Annotated in this window: 10 protein-coding genes; 4 read left to right on the top strand and 6 right to left on the bottom strand. The window is 74.6% G+C overall.

The genetic code is table 11. The features are described from left to right. Position 1 precedes the first annotated feature (1 nt). From GCU69_RS15190 to GCU69_RS15180, 3 genes are all read right to left on the bottom strand, one after another. On the bottom strand, positions 2–1,258 hold the full coding sequence (locus GCU69_RS15190; RefSeq protein WP_156206357.1) for a D-arabinono-1,4-lactone oxidase: 1,257 nt from the start codon (positions 1,256–1,258) through the stop codon (positions 2–4). 334 nt (positions 1,259–1,592) lie between these two features. After that, entirely contained in the window at positions 1,593–2,657 is a 1,065-nt protein-coding gene (locus GCU69_RS15185; RefSeq protein ID WP_156206341.1) for a polysaccharide deacetylase family protein, read from the bottom strand. Between the two features lie 88 nt (positions 2,658–2,745). Continuing rightward, positions 2,746–3,555 (bottom strand): phytanoyl-CoA dioxygenase family protein, encoded by an 810-nt coding sequence (locus GCU69_RS15180; protein WP_156206340.1) that lies wholly within the window; start codon positions 3,553–3,555, stop codon positions 2,746–2,748. Positions 3,556–3,890: 335 nt separating this feature from the next. Between GCU69_RS15180 and GCU69_RS15175 the strand changes: the two genes are divergently transcribed. Continuing rightward, entirely contained in the window at positions 3,891–5,138 is a 1,248-nt protein-coding gene (locus GCU69_RS15175) for a tetratricopeptide repeat protein (protein WP_098755353.1), read from the top strand. Between the two features lie 494 nt (positions 5,139–5,632). Here the strand turns inward: GCU69_RS15175 and GCU69_RS15170 are convergent, their stop codons facing one another. The 3 genes from GCU69_RS15170 to GCU69_RS15160 all read right to left on the bottom strand — a co-directional run bounded on the left by GCU69_RS15170 (position 5,633) and on the right by GCU69_RS15160 (position 10,804). Then, the gene (locus tag GCU69_RS15170) at positions 5,633–6,886 is read right to left on the bottom strand and encodes an ATP-grasp domain-containing protein (protein ID WP_098755354.1); all 1,254 of its coding nucleotides are present in this window, start codon (positions 6,884–6,886) and stop codon (positions 5,633–5,635) included. A gap of 568 nt (positions 6,887–7,454) precedes the next feature. Next, the gene (locus tag GCU69_RS15165; RefSeq protein ID WP_098755411.1) at positions 7,455–8,675 is read right to left on the bottom strand and encodes an ATP-grasp domain-containing protein; all 1,221 of its coding nucleotides are present in this window, start codon (positions 8,673–8,675) and stop codon (positions 7,455–7,457) included. Beyond that, positions 8,672–10,804 carry a prolyl oligopeptidase family serine peptidase gene (locus GCU69_RS15160; RefSeq protein ID WP_328629998.1) on the bottom strand — a complete coding sequence of 711 codons (2,133 nt, stop codon included), beginning with the start codon at positions 10,802–10,804 and terminating at the stop codon, positions 8,672–8,674. The genes GCU69_RS15165 and GCU69_RS15160 overlap by 4 nt, the downstream gene beginning before the upstream one ends. A gap of 130 nt (positions 10,805–10,934) precedes the next feature. Between GCU69_RS15160 and GCU69_RS15155 the strand changes: the two genes are divergently transcribed. The 3 genes from GCU69_RS15155 (at position 10,935) to GCU69_RS15145 (ending at position 15,242) form a co-directional block, all read left to right on the top strand. Beyond that, positions 10,935–12,221: an MFS transporter gene (locus tag GCU69_RS15155; protein WP_170315855.1), complete on the top strand. Its 1,287-nt coding sequence runs from the start codon at positions 10,935–10,937 to the stop codon at positions 12,219–12,221. 178 nt (positions 12,222–12,399) lie between these two features. Next, positions 12,400–14,493, top strand: coding sequence for a non-ribosomal peptide synthetase (locus tag GCU69_RS15150; protein ID WP_156206338.1), 2,094 nt, complete (start codon positions 12,400–12,402; stop codon positions 14,491–14,493). Next, entirely contained in the window at positions 14,490–15,242 is a 753-nt protein-coding gene (locus tag GCU69_RS15145) for a thioesterase II family protein (protein ID WP_098755295.1), read from the top strand. The genes GCU69_RS15150 and GCU69_RS15145 overlap by 4 nt, the downstream gene beginning before the upstream one ends. Positions 15,243–15,294: the final 52 nt, after the last annotated feature.

Raw genomic sequence — 15,294 nt, 5'->3', positions numbered from 1 at the left:
TTCAGAGGTCCGCGAGCAGTTCCTGCGTGAACGCGTTGCGGAACTTGCCCGTCGGGTCCATGGACCGGGCCAGGCGGCCGAAGTCCGCGCCCCGCTCGTAACGTGCCCCGAGTTCCCGCGGGGTCAGGCCGGTCAGCTTGCCCCAGTGCGGCCGTGCGCCCAGCGGCAGCAGTTGCCCCTCCACCGCGGCGATGGCCGGCCGCACCGCTTCGAGGTCGTTGACCCAGGTGAAGTGGAACGTGACCGAGTCCCTTCCGTACGCGGGGCTCAGCCACAGGTCGTCCGCGCGGACCGTCCGTATCTCCGCGATGTGCAGCAGCGGAGCCACCACGTCACCGACGGATCTGATCGCGGCCAGCGCGACCGGGGCCGAGGAGCGCGGCAGGTAGTACTCGGACTGGAGTTCCTCGCCCGCGCCCGGCGTCAGTTCGGGGCGGAAGTGCGGCAGCCGCTCGAACCACGGGCCGACCGTCCCGAGTTGCTCGGTGCTGAACTCCGGGGGCATGCCCGGGACCGGGTTCCGCGGGGCCGTCGCCGGGCGGCCGCCCCGCCAGTCGCCCGCGGGCCGGTCCGTCCGGTGCTTGAGCCAGACGTCGGCCCGGCCGCTGCGCCAGTCGGTGAACGCGCTGACGCTGGTGGCCGCGGCGAACACGGCGTCGAACCGGTCGGCCACCTCGTCCAGCGGTACGTCCGTGCGCACCCGTTGGGTCATCTCGTAGCGCGGCTCGATGTCCAGCGTGACCCCGGTGACGATCCCGAGCGCGCCGAGGGCGACGACGGCTCCCGGGAAGGTGTCCGGGTGCGTGTCGCGGCCCAGTTCGACCAGGTCGCCGTCCGGGCCGAGCAGCCGCAGGGCGCGTACGGAGGCCGCCAGGCAGCGCCGGTGGTTCCCGGATCCGTGGGTTCCGGTCGCGCAGCAGCCCGCCACGGAGATGTGCGGCAGCGACGCCAGGTTCGGCAGCGCCCATCCGGCGCGGTCCAGCGCTACGGCGACCTCGGCGTAGCGCATGCCCGCGGTCACGGTCGCGGTCGCCCGCCCCGGGTCGACGTCGACGTGCGGCGGCAGACCGTCCAGGCGCACGAGGTCGTGGTCGGAGTCGGCGACGAGGCTGAACGAGTGGCCGCTGCCCAGCGCCCGGATGCGGGCGTGGTCGCGGACCAGCCCTCGCAGCTCGGCCAGGCTGTGCGGGCGGTGGATGCGCGGTGAGCCGTACGTGACGTTGCCGGCCCAGTTCGCGGTCCGCACCGCGGTCTGCACGGTGGTCCGCACCGCGGTCCCCACCGCGGCCTGTTCCGTCGTCTGCGCCGCCTGTGCTTGCGCCGCCTGCGCCGGATCCGGCTGTGCCTGGTCCGTCCGTGCCTGCGCCGGGTCCGGCTGTGCCGGATCCGTCTGATCCGGAGTCTGTGCCCGGTCCGCCCGGGGCGGCTTCGGTCCCGGTGGTGTCTCGGTTGTCCGGGTGGAAGTGGAATGGGTGATGGTCACTGGCACTCCTGTGCGGTACGGGCGGTGCCGGTCCGCTGCGCGGTCGCCGGCACCGCGGAAGGGTGCGGCGCCGGTCACCGTCGGAGGACGGTGCCGGCGCCGCGGGGTGTCAGGAAGCGGCCGCGGTCAGTCCCGGCTCCGCCTGACGGCGGGACGCGGGCAGCAGCTCGTGCACCGGCACGAAGCGGAAACCGCGTGTCAGCAACCCCTCGATGACGGGCGGCAGCGCGGCCACCGTCTGCGAACGGTCGCCTCCGCCGTCGTGCAGCAGCACCACGGAACCCGGCCGTGTCTGGTCGAGCACGGCCGCGGCGATGCTCTCCGCCCCCGGCATCGACCAGTCGTCGGGCACCACGTCCCACAGCACGATCCGCGGTCCCGCCGCGGCCAGCCACTCCATCACCTGCGGGGTCCGTGCCCCGTACGGCGGGCGGAACAGCGACGGCACGCCGCCCCCGCTCGCCCCGGCGATGGCTTCGCCGGCGCGGTCGAGCTGCTCGGTGAGCTGCGACCGGGTCAGTTCCGGAAGGAACGGATGCGACCACGTGTGGTTTCCGAGGGCGTGGCCCTGTTCGCGCATCCGGACCAGTTCCTCCGGGTACGCCCGGGCGTGCATGCCGACGCAGAAGAACGTCGCCGGCACGCCGTAGCGCTCCAGAATGTCGAGGATCTGGCCGGTGTACGGCGGCAGGGGACCGTCGTCGAACGTGAGCGCGACCGTGGGCCGGTCGCGCTCACCGTGGCTGAGGCAGCGGCCCTCCATGACGGCCGTGTCCACCTCCGCCGAGCTGGACACGATCCACGCGTCCAGCTCGGCCTCCCGCCCCGTCTGGGTGCCGCGCCGTCTCTCCAGCCGGGTGAGCCGGTCCAGGTTCCGCCGCGCCGTGTGGGCGAGGTCGGTGGCGGACACCGAACCGAACAGCGGGCGTTCGGGCAGCAGATGCGGATCGGCCCGGTACACCTCCAGGCCCGCGGCCATCAGGCGGCCGTCGAGAATTCCGTTGGTGCTCTCCACCACCGTGACCATGCGTTCGCCGACCGCCCGGAGATACGCGATCAGCTCTCCGGCACGGCCGGCGGTGAACTCCGCCGGCGGCATCGCCCGCCGGCCGTCGCCGTCCAGCACCTCGACGTGGTAGCCGCCGGTGTGCCAGGACACTCCTGAATAGAGCATTCCCCCTCCTCTCGTGGCATGCAGGGGTCTGACGTGCGGGGTCGCGACCCGTGGAGGTCGCGCCCCGCCGGGTCGTGGCACGCGGGGCTCAGGAGGGCCGGGCGTACTCCGTGAAGTGGCGCTCCGCGAAGAGCTCCGGCCACCGGCCGCGGTCCAGCCCGAGTTCCCTGGCCCGGCTGAGCATGTGCCGCCAGTACGGCTTGACCGGCGGCCACAGGGTCCCGGTCCGGCAGTACGAGGCGTCGACGAAGTACCGGTCCTTGCCGGGGCCGTCGGGCCGGGGGCGCCGGGCGTGGAACAGCGCGGAGTGCAGCACGACCGTGGAGCCCCGGGGCAGGCTGTCGATGACGACCTCTCCCGGTAACCGGCCGGTGCCGAGGTGGGCGCGGGCGTTCTTCTCGGCCACCTCGTGGTGCGACCCCGGAAGCACCGCGAGGGACGACGTGTCCTCGTCGAGCCCGTCGAGGTAGTGCAGGGCGTGCACCATGGGGTGTGTACGGTCGGTCTGCGGGGTCTGCTCGTAGTCGTGGTGCCAGGGCTTTCCGGCGATGCCGGGCGGCTGCCGGTCGCTGTGCAGGTGGTGGAAGACGAACTCCGCACCCATCAGCTGGGTGATGGCGTCCATCAGGGGCGGGTGGGCGATGAGTTCCCCGTGTGCCTCCAGTTCGAGTTCCAGGACCGGCGGGTTGCCGTGGAGCTGTGGTTCGACGCAGCAGGCTATGGACTGGGTGCGGAGGCCCTCGTCGACCCAGCGGTCGACCTCGGGCACGAGCCGCGACACCAGGTCGTCGGGGAGGAAACCGGGCAGGACGAGGTAACCGAGGCGCGCGAACTGGTCGAGCTGATCGCCGTCCAGGGGCGTCGCGCCGGCGCGCGGAAGCGTGGTCGATGGTGTCATGCAGTCGAACTCCTATCCGTGTCGGTGGTCGTCGGAGCCCGGCCCGGATCGGCATCCCTCCTGAGTCGGGCACCGGCCAAAGGCGGGTCCAACCTAGCGATGTGACAAGGCTTAGGCAATATATTGCCAAGAAGTTTGCCGAAATGTATCTGGAAGGGGTGCGGAAAGATGTAAGTTACTTGGCGATTCGTCGGGCAATGTTTCTTGCCGCGCCGGAGAAACGGGTGCTATGCTTCCTCTGGAATGATCAGCCTGTTGGTCCTCTGTGCAGATGTGACGGAGGTGTGGCCGGCTGGCCTGACGTCACATCCGGGCATGTGGATAGCGAGATGCGTATGACCGAACAGCCGTACTTCGGGCGCCGCCTCAAAGAACTGAGGAAGAAGCGCGGACTCTCCCAGGCGATTCTCGCGGGAGACAAGATCTCCACCGGATACTTGTCACGACTTGAGTCCGGTGCGCGGCAACCCACGGACCGGGTGATCACCTACCTCGCGGAACAGCTGGGCGTGGACCGCTCAGCTTTCGATCTTCCGCAGAGCGGGGACTCGCTGGCCCAGGCGTTGAGCATCGCGAACTCCACGGACAACGACCAGGCGGTCGAGGGTGTCATCACCGCGTTGGAGGACGCCGACGACGCCGATCCGCTGCTGCGCTGGCAGGCCTTCTGGACCGTCGCCCGCTACTGGAGGTTCCAGGGCGAGCACGGCAAGGAGCAGACCTGTCTGGAGGAGCTGACGCGGATCGCCGACGAGCTGAGCCTCCCCGAGCTCCAGTGCCGGGCCCTCACCCAGCTCGCCCGCTGTCTGCGGTCGCTGGGTGAGGTGACCCGGGCGATCGGCGTCGCCGAGCGGGCGTACCAGCTGGCCAAGCAGGAGGCCAAGCTCTCCGTGCCGGACATCGGACAGGCACTGCTGACCCTGGTCTCGGTCGAGGCCGAGGTCGGGCGGCTGCCCGACGCCCGGACGCATGTGGACGAGCTGGTCGGCCTGGTGGAGGACGCCACGGACACCCTGAAGGCCGAGGCACTCTGGTCGGCCGCCACGGTGCGCTTCCGGCAGGGCGACCACGACGGGGCCCGGGAACACCTCGAACGGGCCCTGGGCATCCTGGACAGCCACAGCGATCTGATCCTGTGGCTGCGGCTGAGGCTGGCCGCGGCCTCCCTCTACCTCCAGATCACCCCGCCGCTCACGGACCGCAGCCGCGACTGCCTGCGGGAGGCGGAGACCGCTCTGTCGCTCGTCGGCACCCCGCGGCTGCGCCAGGAGCTGCTGACCCTCCAGGCGCACCTCGCCTTCCAGGAGGGCCGGCTGGAGGACGCCCGCGCGGCGCACGACGAACTGCTCGGCGGCGAACTGCTGCTGACATACCGGGACCGGGTCAGGCTGAGCATTCTCGACAGCCGGCTGATGATCCTGGAGGGCCGTCAGGAGAAGGGGCTGCAGCGGCTCAAGGAGCTGGGCGAGGAAGCCAGGCAGGCGGCGAACATCGACCTCGCCGCCGAGATCTGGCGCCTTCTCGCCGAGACCCTGGAGAGCGCCCGCTGGCTCCAGGAGACGACACCGACCACCGCGGAGTGACCCCCGTCCCAGCGACGGCGGCCCGCCTCCGTCCCAGCGACGGCGGCCCGCCTCCGTCCCTGCGACGGCGGCCCGAACTCCGTCCCGGTCACCGGGGATGACGTCCGTCCCGGTCGCCGGGGAACAAGTGCTGCCCCGGTCACCGGGGAGTGAGCGCTGCCCGGTCCGCCGGGGAGTGACCTTCGCTCCGGTCGCCGGGGAACAAGTGCTGCCCGGGCGGCCGGAGGCGCGCTTCCGCCTCGGCCGGGGCGGACGCCTCGCCGGGGCGGAACGACCTCCGCGACGTCCGGAGCGGAGATCGTCCGCCCTGCGGCTGTCGCGGAGGCCGTCTGCGCTCCGGCTGTCGCGGAGTCGGTGTGCCCTGCGGCTGTCGCGGAGTCGGTGTGCCCTGCGGCTGTCGCGGAGTCGGTGTGCCCTGCGGCTGTCGCGGAGGTCGTCCGTGCCCCGGCGACCGCGGAGGTCCCCGTCCCGACGCACCCGGGAGCGGCCTCCGCTCAGGCCGCCCGCGCCGGCTCGACGACGAAGTCCACCGATGCGGCGAGCCGTTCCGCCAGCCGGCGTGCCCCCGCCGGGGTGTCCGCGCCGACGACGACGAACCCCGCCCGGTCCCCGGAGTGCCGTACCGGCGGGAGGACCGTGCCGGGGGTGACGGTCAGTTCCGCGCGCAGCACCGCCGGATGGGCCAGCAGTTCCTCCCAGCCCCGGACCCGGACCAGCCGTCCCGGGGCCGGGGCGAGGAAGCGCACCGCCGCCGCCCGCGTCGGCGCGAGGTCCTGCCGCACGGGGCGGCCCAGCAGGTCGTCGTAGAGCAGCCCGAACAGTTCGAGACCGGGAACGGCGTACGTCAGCAGCGAGTGCAGCCAGTCGCCGCCGGGCCGTACGTGCACCTCGCCGAGCACCACGCCGTCCCCGGTCAGCCACAACTCCACGTGGAAGACCCCGAACCGCAGTTCCAGGGCGGTCAGCGCGGCGCACACCCGGTCCTCGATCTCGCGCCGGGCCGCCTCCGGCAGCTCCGCGGGCAGCACGTGCCCGATCTCCACGAAGCACGGCGGCGGCAGCAACTCCTTCGCGGTCACGGCGAGCACCCGCGGACGGCCGCCGAGGAAGACACCCTCCGCGCTGAACTCCGCTCCCGTGACGAACTCCTCCACCAGGAACGGGCTCCGGTCCGGCAGCGCGCCGAGCGCCGCCGGCAGCTCCCGCGGGCCGTTCACCTTCGTCACGCCGACGCTGCCCATGCCGTCCCGCGGCTTGACCACCCACGGTCCGGCCGACTCCGCCAGGAACGCCGCCGCCTCGTCGGCCGTACCGCACAGCCGCACGGCCGGCTGCCGGAACCCCGCCCGGGCCAGCGCCTCCCGGCAGGCGTCCTTGTTACGGGTACGGCGTACGGCCGCGGGTTCGTTGCCCGGTACCCCGAGCAGCGAGGCGGTCCGGGCGGTCGCGTCCAGCACGGTGTCCCGCAGGCCCAGCACCGCGTCGAAGCGGTCGCCCGCGGCGAGGCGGTCCCGGGCCCACCGCAGGCAGGCACCGGCGTCCTCCGGGTCGACCGCCGAGGCGCCGTCGGCCCGTTCGGTGATCCGCGGGGTCGACGCGAGCATCTCCGCCCGGTGGGTGACATGGGTGCGGATGCCGCGGCTGCGCGCCTGGTCCAGCGCGAGCCCGACGATGTCGACGCTCGACGGCAGCGGGTTCGCGCCGCCGAGCAGCAGCAGCCGGGGCGGTGCCGACGGTGTGGTGTGCACGTTCTCTCTCCAGTCTGCCCGGACGCGGGCGTTCCGTCGGGTGTGGGCGCCGGGGCAGCTGCCCGCCCGGGGGCGGCCCGGCGGTCGGGGGGCGATGGGCGGGCCGGCGGCCGGTGGGCGGCTCGGCGGGCCGGGGGCCCGGTCGGCGGTATGGCCGGTGGGCGGTCCGGTCGCCGGCCGCCCGGTCGCCGGCGGCTCCTGGCAGCGGCTGCCCGGGCGGCGGCTGCCCGTTCGGTGATGGCCCGGTCAGCCGTGGTCCGGTCAGCGGCGGTCCGGGCGGAAGCCGTCGGGTGGGAAGCGGTCGGCCGGGGAGCCGTCGGGTGAAGAGCGGTCGGCCGGGGAGCCGTCGGGTGGGAAGCGGGCGGGTGAAGAGCGGTCGGGTGGGAGGGTGTTCGGCCACTGGCGGTTCCGCCGGAAACGGTCCGTTCGGCAGCCGGTGTGTCCGTCCCTCCCGCCGCCCCTCCCTCGCTACCGGTCCGTCCCGGCCGGTCCGTCCCGGCCGGTCCGGGGCTGGTGCCGGACCGGGGCCCGGTGCCGGACCGGTCGGGAGGGCTCAGGGCCGGCCGGGTCAGGGTGCCGCCGGGTCGATCACCGCCCGTTCCGCGAACCAGGCCGCGAGCCGCCGCATGCGGTCGGCCGTCTCCCGTTCGTCCCGTCCCACCACCACCGCGGTACCGGCGTGGCTGCACGACGCCTCGCGCGCGCTGGACAGCGTGTCGCCGGGGCGCGCCTCCAGTACGACATGGAGCACGCCCTCCTGCCGGGCCACCTCGCTCTCCGCGGGCAGCGAGCGCACCACGCCCGCGGCCGTGGCCAGGAAGACGTCGCCCACCCACCCGGCCACGGGGTCCGGGCGCGCCGCGGGCGGCAGGCCGAGCACGGCCCGGGCCCACTCGCCGTGCAGGTCCACCCCGTGCTGGCGGCGGATCATCTCGTCGAACGAGCCGCCGGGTATGCGCCCGCCGCACTCCCCGAACACCAGCCGGTCGCCCTGGTCGAAGACCTCCATGTGGAAGACCCCGTCGTGGTGCCCGAGCGCCTTCATGGCCCGCTCGGCGAACTCCCGCGCCCGGGCGTACAGCTGCTCGTGGTGCGCGGGGTGCCGGACGACGGAGGCGACGATGCCGCCCTGTCGGATGGCGAGGACGTTCTGCAGATAGCGGCCGACCGAGACGAACACGACCTGGCCGCCGCGGACGACGCCGTCGACGTGCAGTTCGGCGCCGTCGATCCACTCCTCGGCCAGCCAGGGGCCGGTGGCGCCGGACCGCTCCGTGTCGCGGGCGACCCCGGCGCGTTCCTCCGCGCTCTGCCAGGAGCGCACGCCGCGGGTGCCGGAGCTGGCGAGCGGCTTGAGGACGCCGCGCGTGTGCGGGAAGCCGGTGAGCTGGCGGGCGTGGACCAGGTGCCGGAAGTCCGCGACGGGGAGTCCCGCCGAGCGGATCCGCCGCTTCTGAAGGTCCTTGTCGCGCAGCGCGAGGGCGTCCTCGGGTGTCGTACCGCTCCGTGCGCCGCCCAGGACCGCCGTGTTGACCAGGGTGAACTCGGCCTGGCTGCAGACCACGTCGAAGTCGGCGGCGGACAGCCCGCGGCGGACCAGCCCGGCCAGCACCGATTCGACGCCGGACGGATCCTCCACGGGCACCACCGCGGCGTCGGGGAGCAGCCGCCCCCGCCGCCGGTCGCGGTCCTCGGGCGGGGTCAGCACACAGGTCACCTCGGCTCCCAGGTGCTGGAGGGCGGCCACCGCGTCCGGCCGCCAGCCGATCAGCAGGACCCGTCGTGTCATGTCGTTGCCTCCGGAGTGCCGTGGCCGGTCCCGTCACCAAAGGGCGCGGGCGCGGGCGCCGGGACGGCCGCAGGGGTGGATGTCGTGGTGGGCGCGGAAGTGGCCGGTGGGGTCGGCGCGGTGGCGCCGGGCGTGGGTTCCGGGTCCTGGGCGGAGCCCGGGAAGGAGCGTGGTGAGAGGTCCAGCCGGGGCACGTCCGGCGGGTCGAAGCCGAAGACCTGGGCGTAGGCGGACAGTTCGGCCTGGAGGCAGGCGATCACGGTCTCCGCCCGGCGGAAGCCGTGCTGCTCCCCGGGGAAGGCGAGGTACGCGTACGGGACGGTGCCGTCGCCGTTGTCCAGCCGCGCCAGGAAGCGCTCGGCCTGCACGGGCGGGCAGATCGCGTCCTCCAGGCCCTGCATGATGACGAAGGGGCTGCGGATGCGGTCGGCCTGCCGCAGCGGTGAGACCCGCGCGTAGCGCTCCGCCGCCTCCGGCCAGGGGCCGATGAGGCTGTCGAGATAGCGGGACTCGAAGTCGTGCGTGCCGGGCCCGCGCCAGGACTCCGGGTCCAGCAGCGGGAAGTAGATGCCGGCCACGCGGTACAGCTCCGGCTCGGCCGCCAGCGACACCGCCGACGTCCAGCCGCCCGCGCTGCCGCCGCGGATGCCGATCCTGCCGGGGTCGGCGAGCCCCCGCTCGACGAGGCCCCGGGCGACGGTGGCGCAGTCGCGTACGTCGACGACGCCCCAGTTCTCCCGCAGGCGCTCGCGGTAGTCACGGCCGAAGCCGGTCGAGCCGCCGTACTGCACGTCCACGACACCGATGCCGCGGCTGGTGAAGTAGGCGATCCGGTAGTCGACCACGAGCTGGCTGCGGGTGGTCGGGCCGCCGTGCACCTGGACCAGGAACGGCGGGAGTTCCCCGGCGGGCGCCCGGTAGCCGGGGTGGTGCGGGGGATAGACGAAGGCGTGCACGTCCTCGCCGTCCGTGCCGCGGAAGACCGTGTGCCGGCCCTCGGGCAGATGGTCCGCGTGCCGCAGCTCCGCGGGGCGCAGGCCGGTCGCGCCGGGGCGCCCGGGGTCGACCAGCGCGACCCGGCGGCGGAGGCGCGGCCCGGCGGCGACACCCGCGACCCGGGTGCCGTCGGTCGCCGGGTGGGACCACTCGGTGTAGGGGTCGCCGATGTCGCGCAGGGAGCCGTCGGCGTCCAGCACGGCCAGCCGCCGCTCGCTGGTGCCGTGGGTGACGAACAGCCGTCCGCCGCCCGCGGGAACGAACCAGCGGCTGCCGATGCGCCACGGCGGCTCGCCGAACTCCTCGGCGCGGGGACACAGCGCCCGGGTGGTGCCGTCCGGGCGGAGTTCGTGGAGGTTCCACCAGCCGCCGGGGTCGCTCAGGACGTAGAGCACTCCGGGCTGGTCGGGGGCCCACTCGGCCTGGGTGACGGAGATCCCGTCCCCGCCCGCGACGCGTCGCGGGGGGCCGAGGGTGCCGTCGGCGGCGACCGGGGCGCACATCAGGTCGGTGGCGTCCCAGGGCATCGTCGGGTGGTCCCAGCCGATCCAGACCACCCGGTCACCGCCGGGGGAGACCTTCGGGCCGGTCATGAAGTGGTGGCTGGCGGCGAGCACCCGTACCCGCCCGGGGTCCGTGGCGGCTGCGCCGTCCAGGGGCAGGGCGACGAGGTCCCTGCGGACCTCCGTGCCGGCGGGGCCGGTGGCCTCTTCGCGCAGGCACCAGACCTCGTCGCCGACCCGGGCGAAGTCGCAGTAGCGGGTGCCCGCGGGGTGGTCCGGGGCGGGGCTGACCGGCTCCGGGCCGCGTCCGGGCAGCGCCCGGTACACCCGCTGGTCGTCCCAGTGGGTGAAGACGAAACCCGCCGACGGTTCCGGTCCGAGCGGCAGCCAGGGCCGCCCGCCGTATTCGATGACCTTGGTGCGTACGTTCCACTCGGGGCCGAGCACATCGACCGGTGTATTGCCCGGGGTGCCGCTGACGAGCGCGCTGCGCCCGCCGTCCCCGGGGCGGCTCTCGACCCACCACACCTCGTCACCGACGAAGCCGACCCACTCGATCAGGGCCTCCCCGGCGGCCGCTTCGGCGGCGGATACAGGAGAGGGCCACGTTCCGTAAGGAGCGGTCCGCACGGAGAGTCTCCCTTGAGTTGACATCATTTACCTTGCTGGTTTCCAAATATTGCCAATAGTGTGTCTTCCTTGGCAAGATGCTGCCCGTCCCGTTGTTCGAGGGAGCCAGTCGGCTTCGAGGGAGCCAGCCGTGAAACGACCAACCCCGGTGCCCCGCCCGGCGGCGTCCGTGGCGGAGCACCCCGGCAGCGGCCCGTCGGCACCGCGGCGGACGACCGCGGCCCTGACCGCCGAGACCCTGCTGGGCAGCCTCGGGCTGTTCAGCGTGATCCCCGTGCTCGGCCTGCTGCTCGCCGCCCGCTCACCGGGATCGGGCACGGCCGTGGTCGGCATCGGGCTGTTCTGCTACACCGCTTCCGCCGGGCTGTCCGCCACCCTCGCCGGCCGCCTGCTGGCCCGGCTCGACTACGCCCACGGCATGGCCGGCGCCCTGCTGACCTCAGCGGTCGCCTTCGGCCTGCTGCCCTACGCGGGCGCCGACTGGGCGCTGTGCGGGCTGGTGATCCTCGCGGGATTCGGGGTGAGCACCCACTTCCTGCTCTCCCGGGTACTGATCGCCGAGGTGATCAGCGACGACATCGGCCGCAACCGGGTCTTCTCGCTGCTCCAGATCTCCGTCAACGCCGCCGCGGCCCTCGGCCCGTTCGTCGCCAACCTGCTCTACGCCTCGACCGATCCGCGGCCGCTCATGGCCGTCGTCTCGCTCTGCTACGCGGCCGCCGCCGTCACCCTGCTGCCGGGCGTCCCGCGCGGCCGGAAGCCGCCGCCCACCTCCGGTGGCTGGCCGGTCGGCCGGCAGGTGCTGCTCCGTGTCGCGCGCACCCCGGACATGGCGCGGATGGTGGCCGTCAGCTTCCTCGGCACCTTCGTCTACGCCCAGTTCTACTCGGCCTTCGTGCTGTACGTCGGCGAGGAGTTCACCTCGGCGGCCCTGCGCTCGGCGCTCGTCGCCGGCCCCGCCGTGGCGATCGTGCTGCTCCAGACCGCGGTGACCGCCGTGACCGCCCGGTTCCTGCGGTCCGGGGCCACCCCCCTGGTCCTGCTCGGCGGCGCGAACCTGCTCTTCGGCGTCTCCCTCGTCGTGCTCGGCCTGGGGCTGCCCGCCGTCCTCGGCGCGGTGCTCGCGGTGGCGGTGTTCGCGGTCGCCGAAATGGTGTTCGGGCCCATGGTGAGCACCGCCTTCGCCGGGCTGCCGATCGGCTCCAGCCTGGAGGCCTTCAACCTGCGGCAGCTGTGCTGGACCGCGGGCGAGGCGCTCGGCGCCCTCACCGGCGGCTCGCTCTTCCTCGCCCTGTACGCCGCGGGCGACGGCAGCGCGTACTGGAGCACCCTCGGCGTCGTCACCCTGCTGGCCACCGGACTGCTCCTGGCCGCCGACCGGCGCGCCGGCCGTACCCGTCCCCGTCCCGCCGCCTGACCGCCCCGGCCCGCGTCCGCCCCCGCCGCCACGGACCCCGCCGCCCCCGATCCGCCACCGCCCGAACCGAGTTCACCGACCTCACCGACCTCACCGACCTCACCGACCTCATCCCCTCACCGCACGCGCGGTGTCACGCACGCCGCGCCGGCATCCGACGCCCAGCAGAGGAGTACCGATGACCGCACCACTGGACACCGACATCGCGAGCCGCATCCGGAGCGGCGACACCGGCCGCCCCGCCGGCGACCCGCTGTCACCGGGACGCGGCGCACCACTGCCCCCGGGAGGCCGCCCCGCCGTGCACGAACAGGTGGCCGCTCTGGCCCGGTCGCGCCCCGCGCATACGGCCGTACGGAGCGGCCGCGAGGCCATCAGCTACGCCGAACTCGACGCCTGGGCCGCCCGGATCGCCGGCCGGCTCGCCGAGGCGGGCGTCGGCCGGGGTTCCCGCGTCGGGGTGCTCGCCGAGCCCTCGACGGCCATGGTCGCCGCCGTGCTGGGCGTCATGCGGAGCGGGGCCGCGTACCTCCCGGTGGACCCCTCGAACCCGGACCGGCGGATCGCCGCGGTCCTCGCCGACGCCGGGGCCGCCGCCGTGGTGGCCACAGAGGAGACCGCGCCGCGCGCCGGGCGGACCGGTGTGCCGGTCGTCCCGGCCGAGCACCGGGACGGGCCGGGCTCCCGCAACCCGTCGCACCGGAACCCGCGGGCGGCGGCGGCCCGGGACGGCGGGCGGCCCGGCACCGCCGAAGCCGCCGCCGGGGACGGCGACTCCGGGGAGGGCGCCCTACCGGCCGCCCCGCCACCGGTCCGCGTCACCGGGGACGACCCCGCGTATCTGATCTACACCTCCGGCAGCACCGGTGAGCCGAAGGGTGTCGTGGTCGAGCACCGCCAGCTCGCCTCCTCCACGCTGGCCCGCCGCCTGGTCTACCCGGGCGAGCCGGTGTTCCTGCTGGTGTCGCCGCTCGCCTTCGACTCCTCGGTGGCCGGCCTGTGGGGGACCCTGACCGCGGGCGGCACGCTCGTCGTCGCGGGCGCCGACGAGGTCCGCGACCCCGCGCGGCTCACGGAGCTGGTCGGCCGGCACGGGGTGACGCGGCTGCTGTGCGTGCCGTCCCTGTACGGCGTGCTGCTCGACGCCGCCGAACGCGCCGGCCTGGACCGGCTGCGCTCGCTGGAGACGGTGATCGTCGCCGGCGAACCGCTCCCGCAGGCCCTGATCGACCGCCACTTCGCCCTGCACCCGGACGGTGTCGCCCTGGTCAACGAGTACGGCCCCACCGAGGCCACCGTCTGGGCCAGCTACCGGCGTTACGACACCCCCGGGCCGGTCTCCGTCGGGCGGCCGGTCCCCGGCACCCGGCTCTACGTCCTGGACGACGCCCTGCGCCCGGTGCCCCCGGGCGAGCGGGGCGAGCTGTACATCGGGGGCGCCGGGGTCGCCCGCGGCTACCACGGCCGCGCCGCCGACACGGCCGCCGCCTTCCTCGACGACCCCTTCGAGGGCCGGGAGGGGGCGCGCATGTACCGCACGGGCGACCTCGCCCGCTGGAACGCCGACGGCACCCTCGCCTTCCTCGGCCGCCGCGACCACCAGGTCAAGATCCGCGGCCACCGGGTCGAACTCGGCGCCGTGGAGACCGCGCTGTGCTCGCTGACCGGGGTCCGGGAGGCCGTCGTCGTACCGAACCGGACGGGCACCGGACTGGCCGCATTCGTGATCGCGCCGTCCGCCCCGGACGCCGCCGCCCTGCGGGAGCAGCTGGCCGACCGGCTGCCGCCCGCCATGGTGCCCGCACGGATCACCGTGCTCGGCGACTTTCCGCGCACGGTCAACGGCAAGGCCGACCGGGCGCGGCTGCGGGAGCGCGCGGACGAGGCGGACGCCGCCCCGGCACCCGCGCGGGAGCAGGCACCGGCGCCCGCGCAGGGCTCCGGGTCCGCCGACGACCTCACCGCGCGGATCAGTGCCGCCTGGGCGGAGGTCCTCGGGGTGCGGGAGGTGCCCACGGAGGTCAACTTCTTCGACATGGGCGGCCACTCGCTGGCGATGTTCCGGCTCCAGGACGCCCTGGAACGCCATACGGGCCACCGGCCGGCGGTCGTCGCGCTCTTCCGGCACACCACCGTCAGCGAGCAGCGGGCGCTGATCCGCGACGGCGGCGGGGCGGGCGGGGCCGGTTCCGACGCCGGGCGGGCGTCCACCCGCCGGGCCGACGCGCTGCGGGCACGGCGGCAGCGGGCGCAGCAGGGGGTGGCGAAGTGACGACGGACGCCGGCATCTGGCTGCAGTGCGCGCGCCCCGTCCCGGACCCGCGGCAGCGGCTCGTCTGCTTCCCGCACGCCGGGGGCTCCGCCTCCTTCTTCCGCGACTGGGCCGCCGGGCTGCCGGGCACGGAGGTGCTCGCCGTGCGCTACCCGGGGCGGGCCGAGCGGATCGCCGAGCCGGTCCCCACGGACCTGCGGGTGCTCGCGCGGTCGGTCGCGGACGCGGTGGAGCAGGTGGCCGACCGCCCCGTCGCCCTGTTCGGGCACAGCATGGGGGCGGCGGTGGCGCTGGAGACGGCACGGGCACTGGAGGCCCGGGGCGTCACCGTCGCGCATCTGTTCGCCTCCGGGTCCCGCGACGCCCCGTACCCGCCGCCGCCCACCGAGGAGGAGCAGCGGGCGCTGGAGGCGGAGGACGACGCCGAGGTCGTCGCTGAGCTGCTCCGGCTCGGCGGCACGGACCCCGAGCTGGCGGCCGACCCGGACTTCCAGGAACTGGTCCTGCCGTACGTCCGCGCCGACGGCCGGATGTTCCACGGTTACGGCCCGTCCGCCGAACCGGTGCTGCGCTGCCCGGTGACGGCGATCGCCGGGGACGCCGACGCGGACGCCGACCGGCGGCCGTGGCGGGAGCTGACCCGGGGCGGATTCCGGCAGCGGACGGTGCGGGGTGACCACTTCTACCTGGTCCCGCGGCCCCCGTACACGCTGATCCAGGACACGCTGGCGGCACCCGTGGCCGGCTGAGGGCCCCGCCCGGCGGCCGGTTCGGACGGTGCGACACCGACCGGCGGCCGGG

Origin of the sequence: Streptomyces lycii (assembly GCF_009735685.1) — a bacterium.
Taxonomy (GTDB): domain Bacteria; phylum Actinomycetota; class Actinomycetes; order Streptomycetales; family Streptomycetaceae; genus Streptomyces; species Streptomyces lycii.
The sequence above is the reverse complement of the archived record's forward strand: the minus strand, read 5'-3'. Positions and strand labels throughout refer to the sequence as shown.

What these genes read in the sequence shown, in the direction of transcription:
- GCU69_RS15185 (WP_156206341.1), bottom strand. Translation starts at nt 2,657, where the DNA reads ATGCTCTATTCAGGAGTGTCCTGGCACACCGGCGGCTACCACGTCGAG.
- GCU69_RS15180 (WP_156206340.1), bottom strand. Translation starts at nt 3,555, where the DNA reads ATGACACCATCGACCACGCTTCCGCGCGCCGGCGCGACGCCCCTGGAC.
- GCU69_RS15175 (WP_098755353.1), top strand. Translation starts at nt 3,891, where the DNA reads ATGACCGAACAGCCGTACTTCGGGCGCCGCCTCAAAGAACTGAGGAAG.
- GCU69_RS15165 (WP_098755411.1), bottom strand. Translation starts at nt 8,675, where the DNA reads ATGACACGACGGGTCCTGCTGATCGGCTGGCGGCCGGACGCGGTGGCC.
- GCU69_RS15150 (WP_156206338.1), top strand. Translation starts at nt 12,400, where the DNA reads ATGACCGCACCACTGGACACCGACATCGCGAGCCGCATCCGGAGCGGC.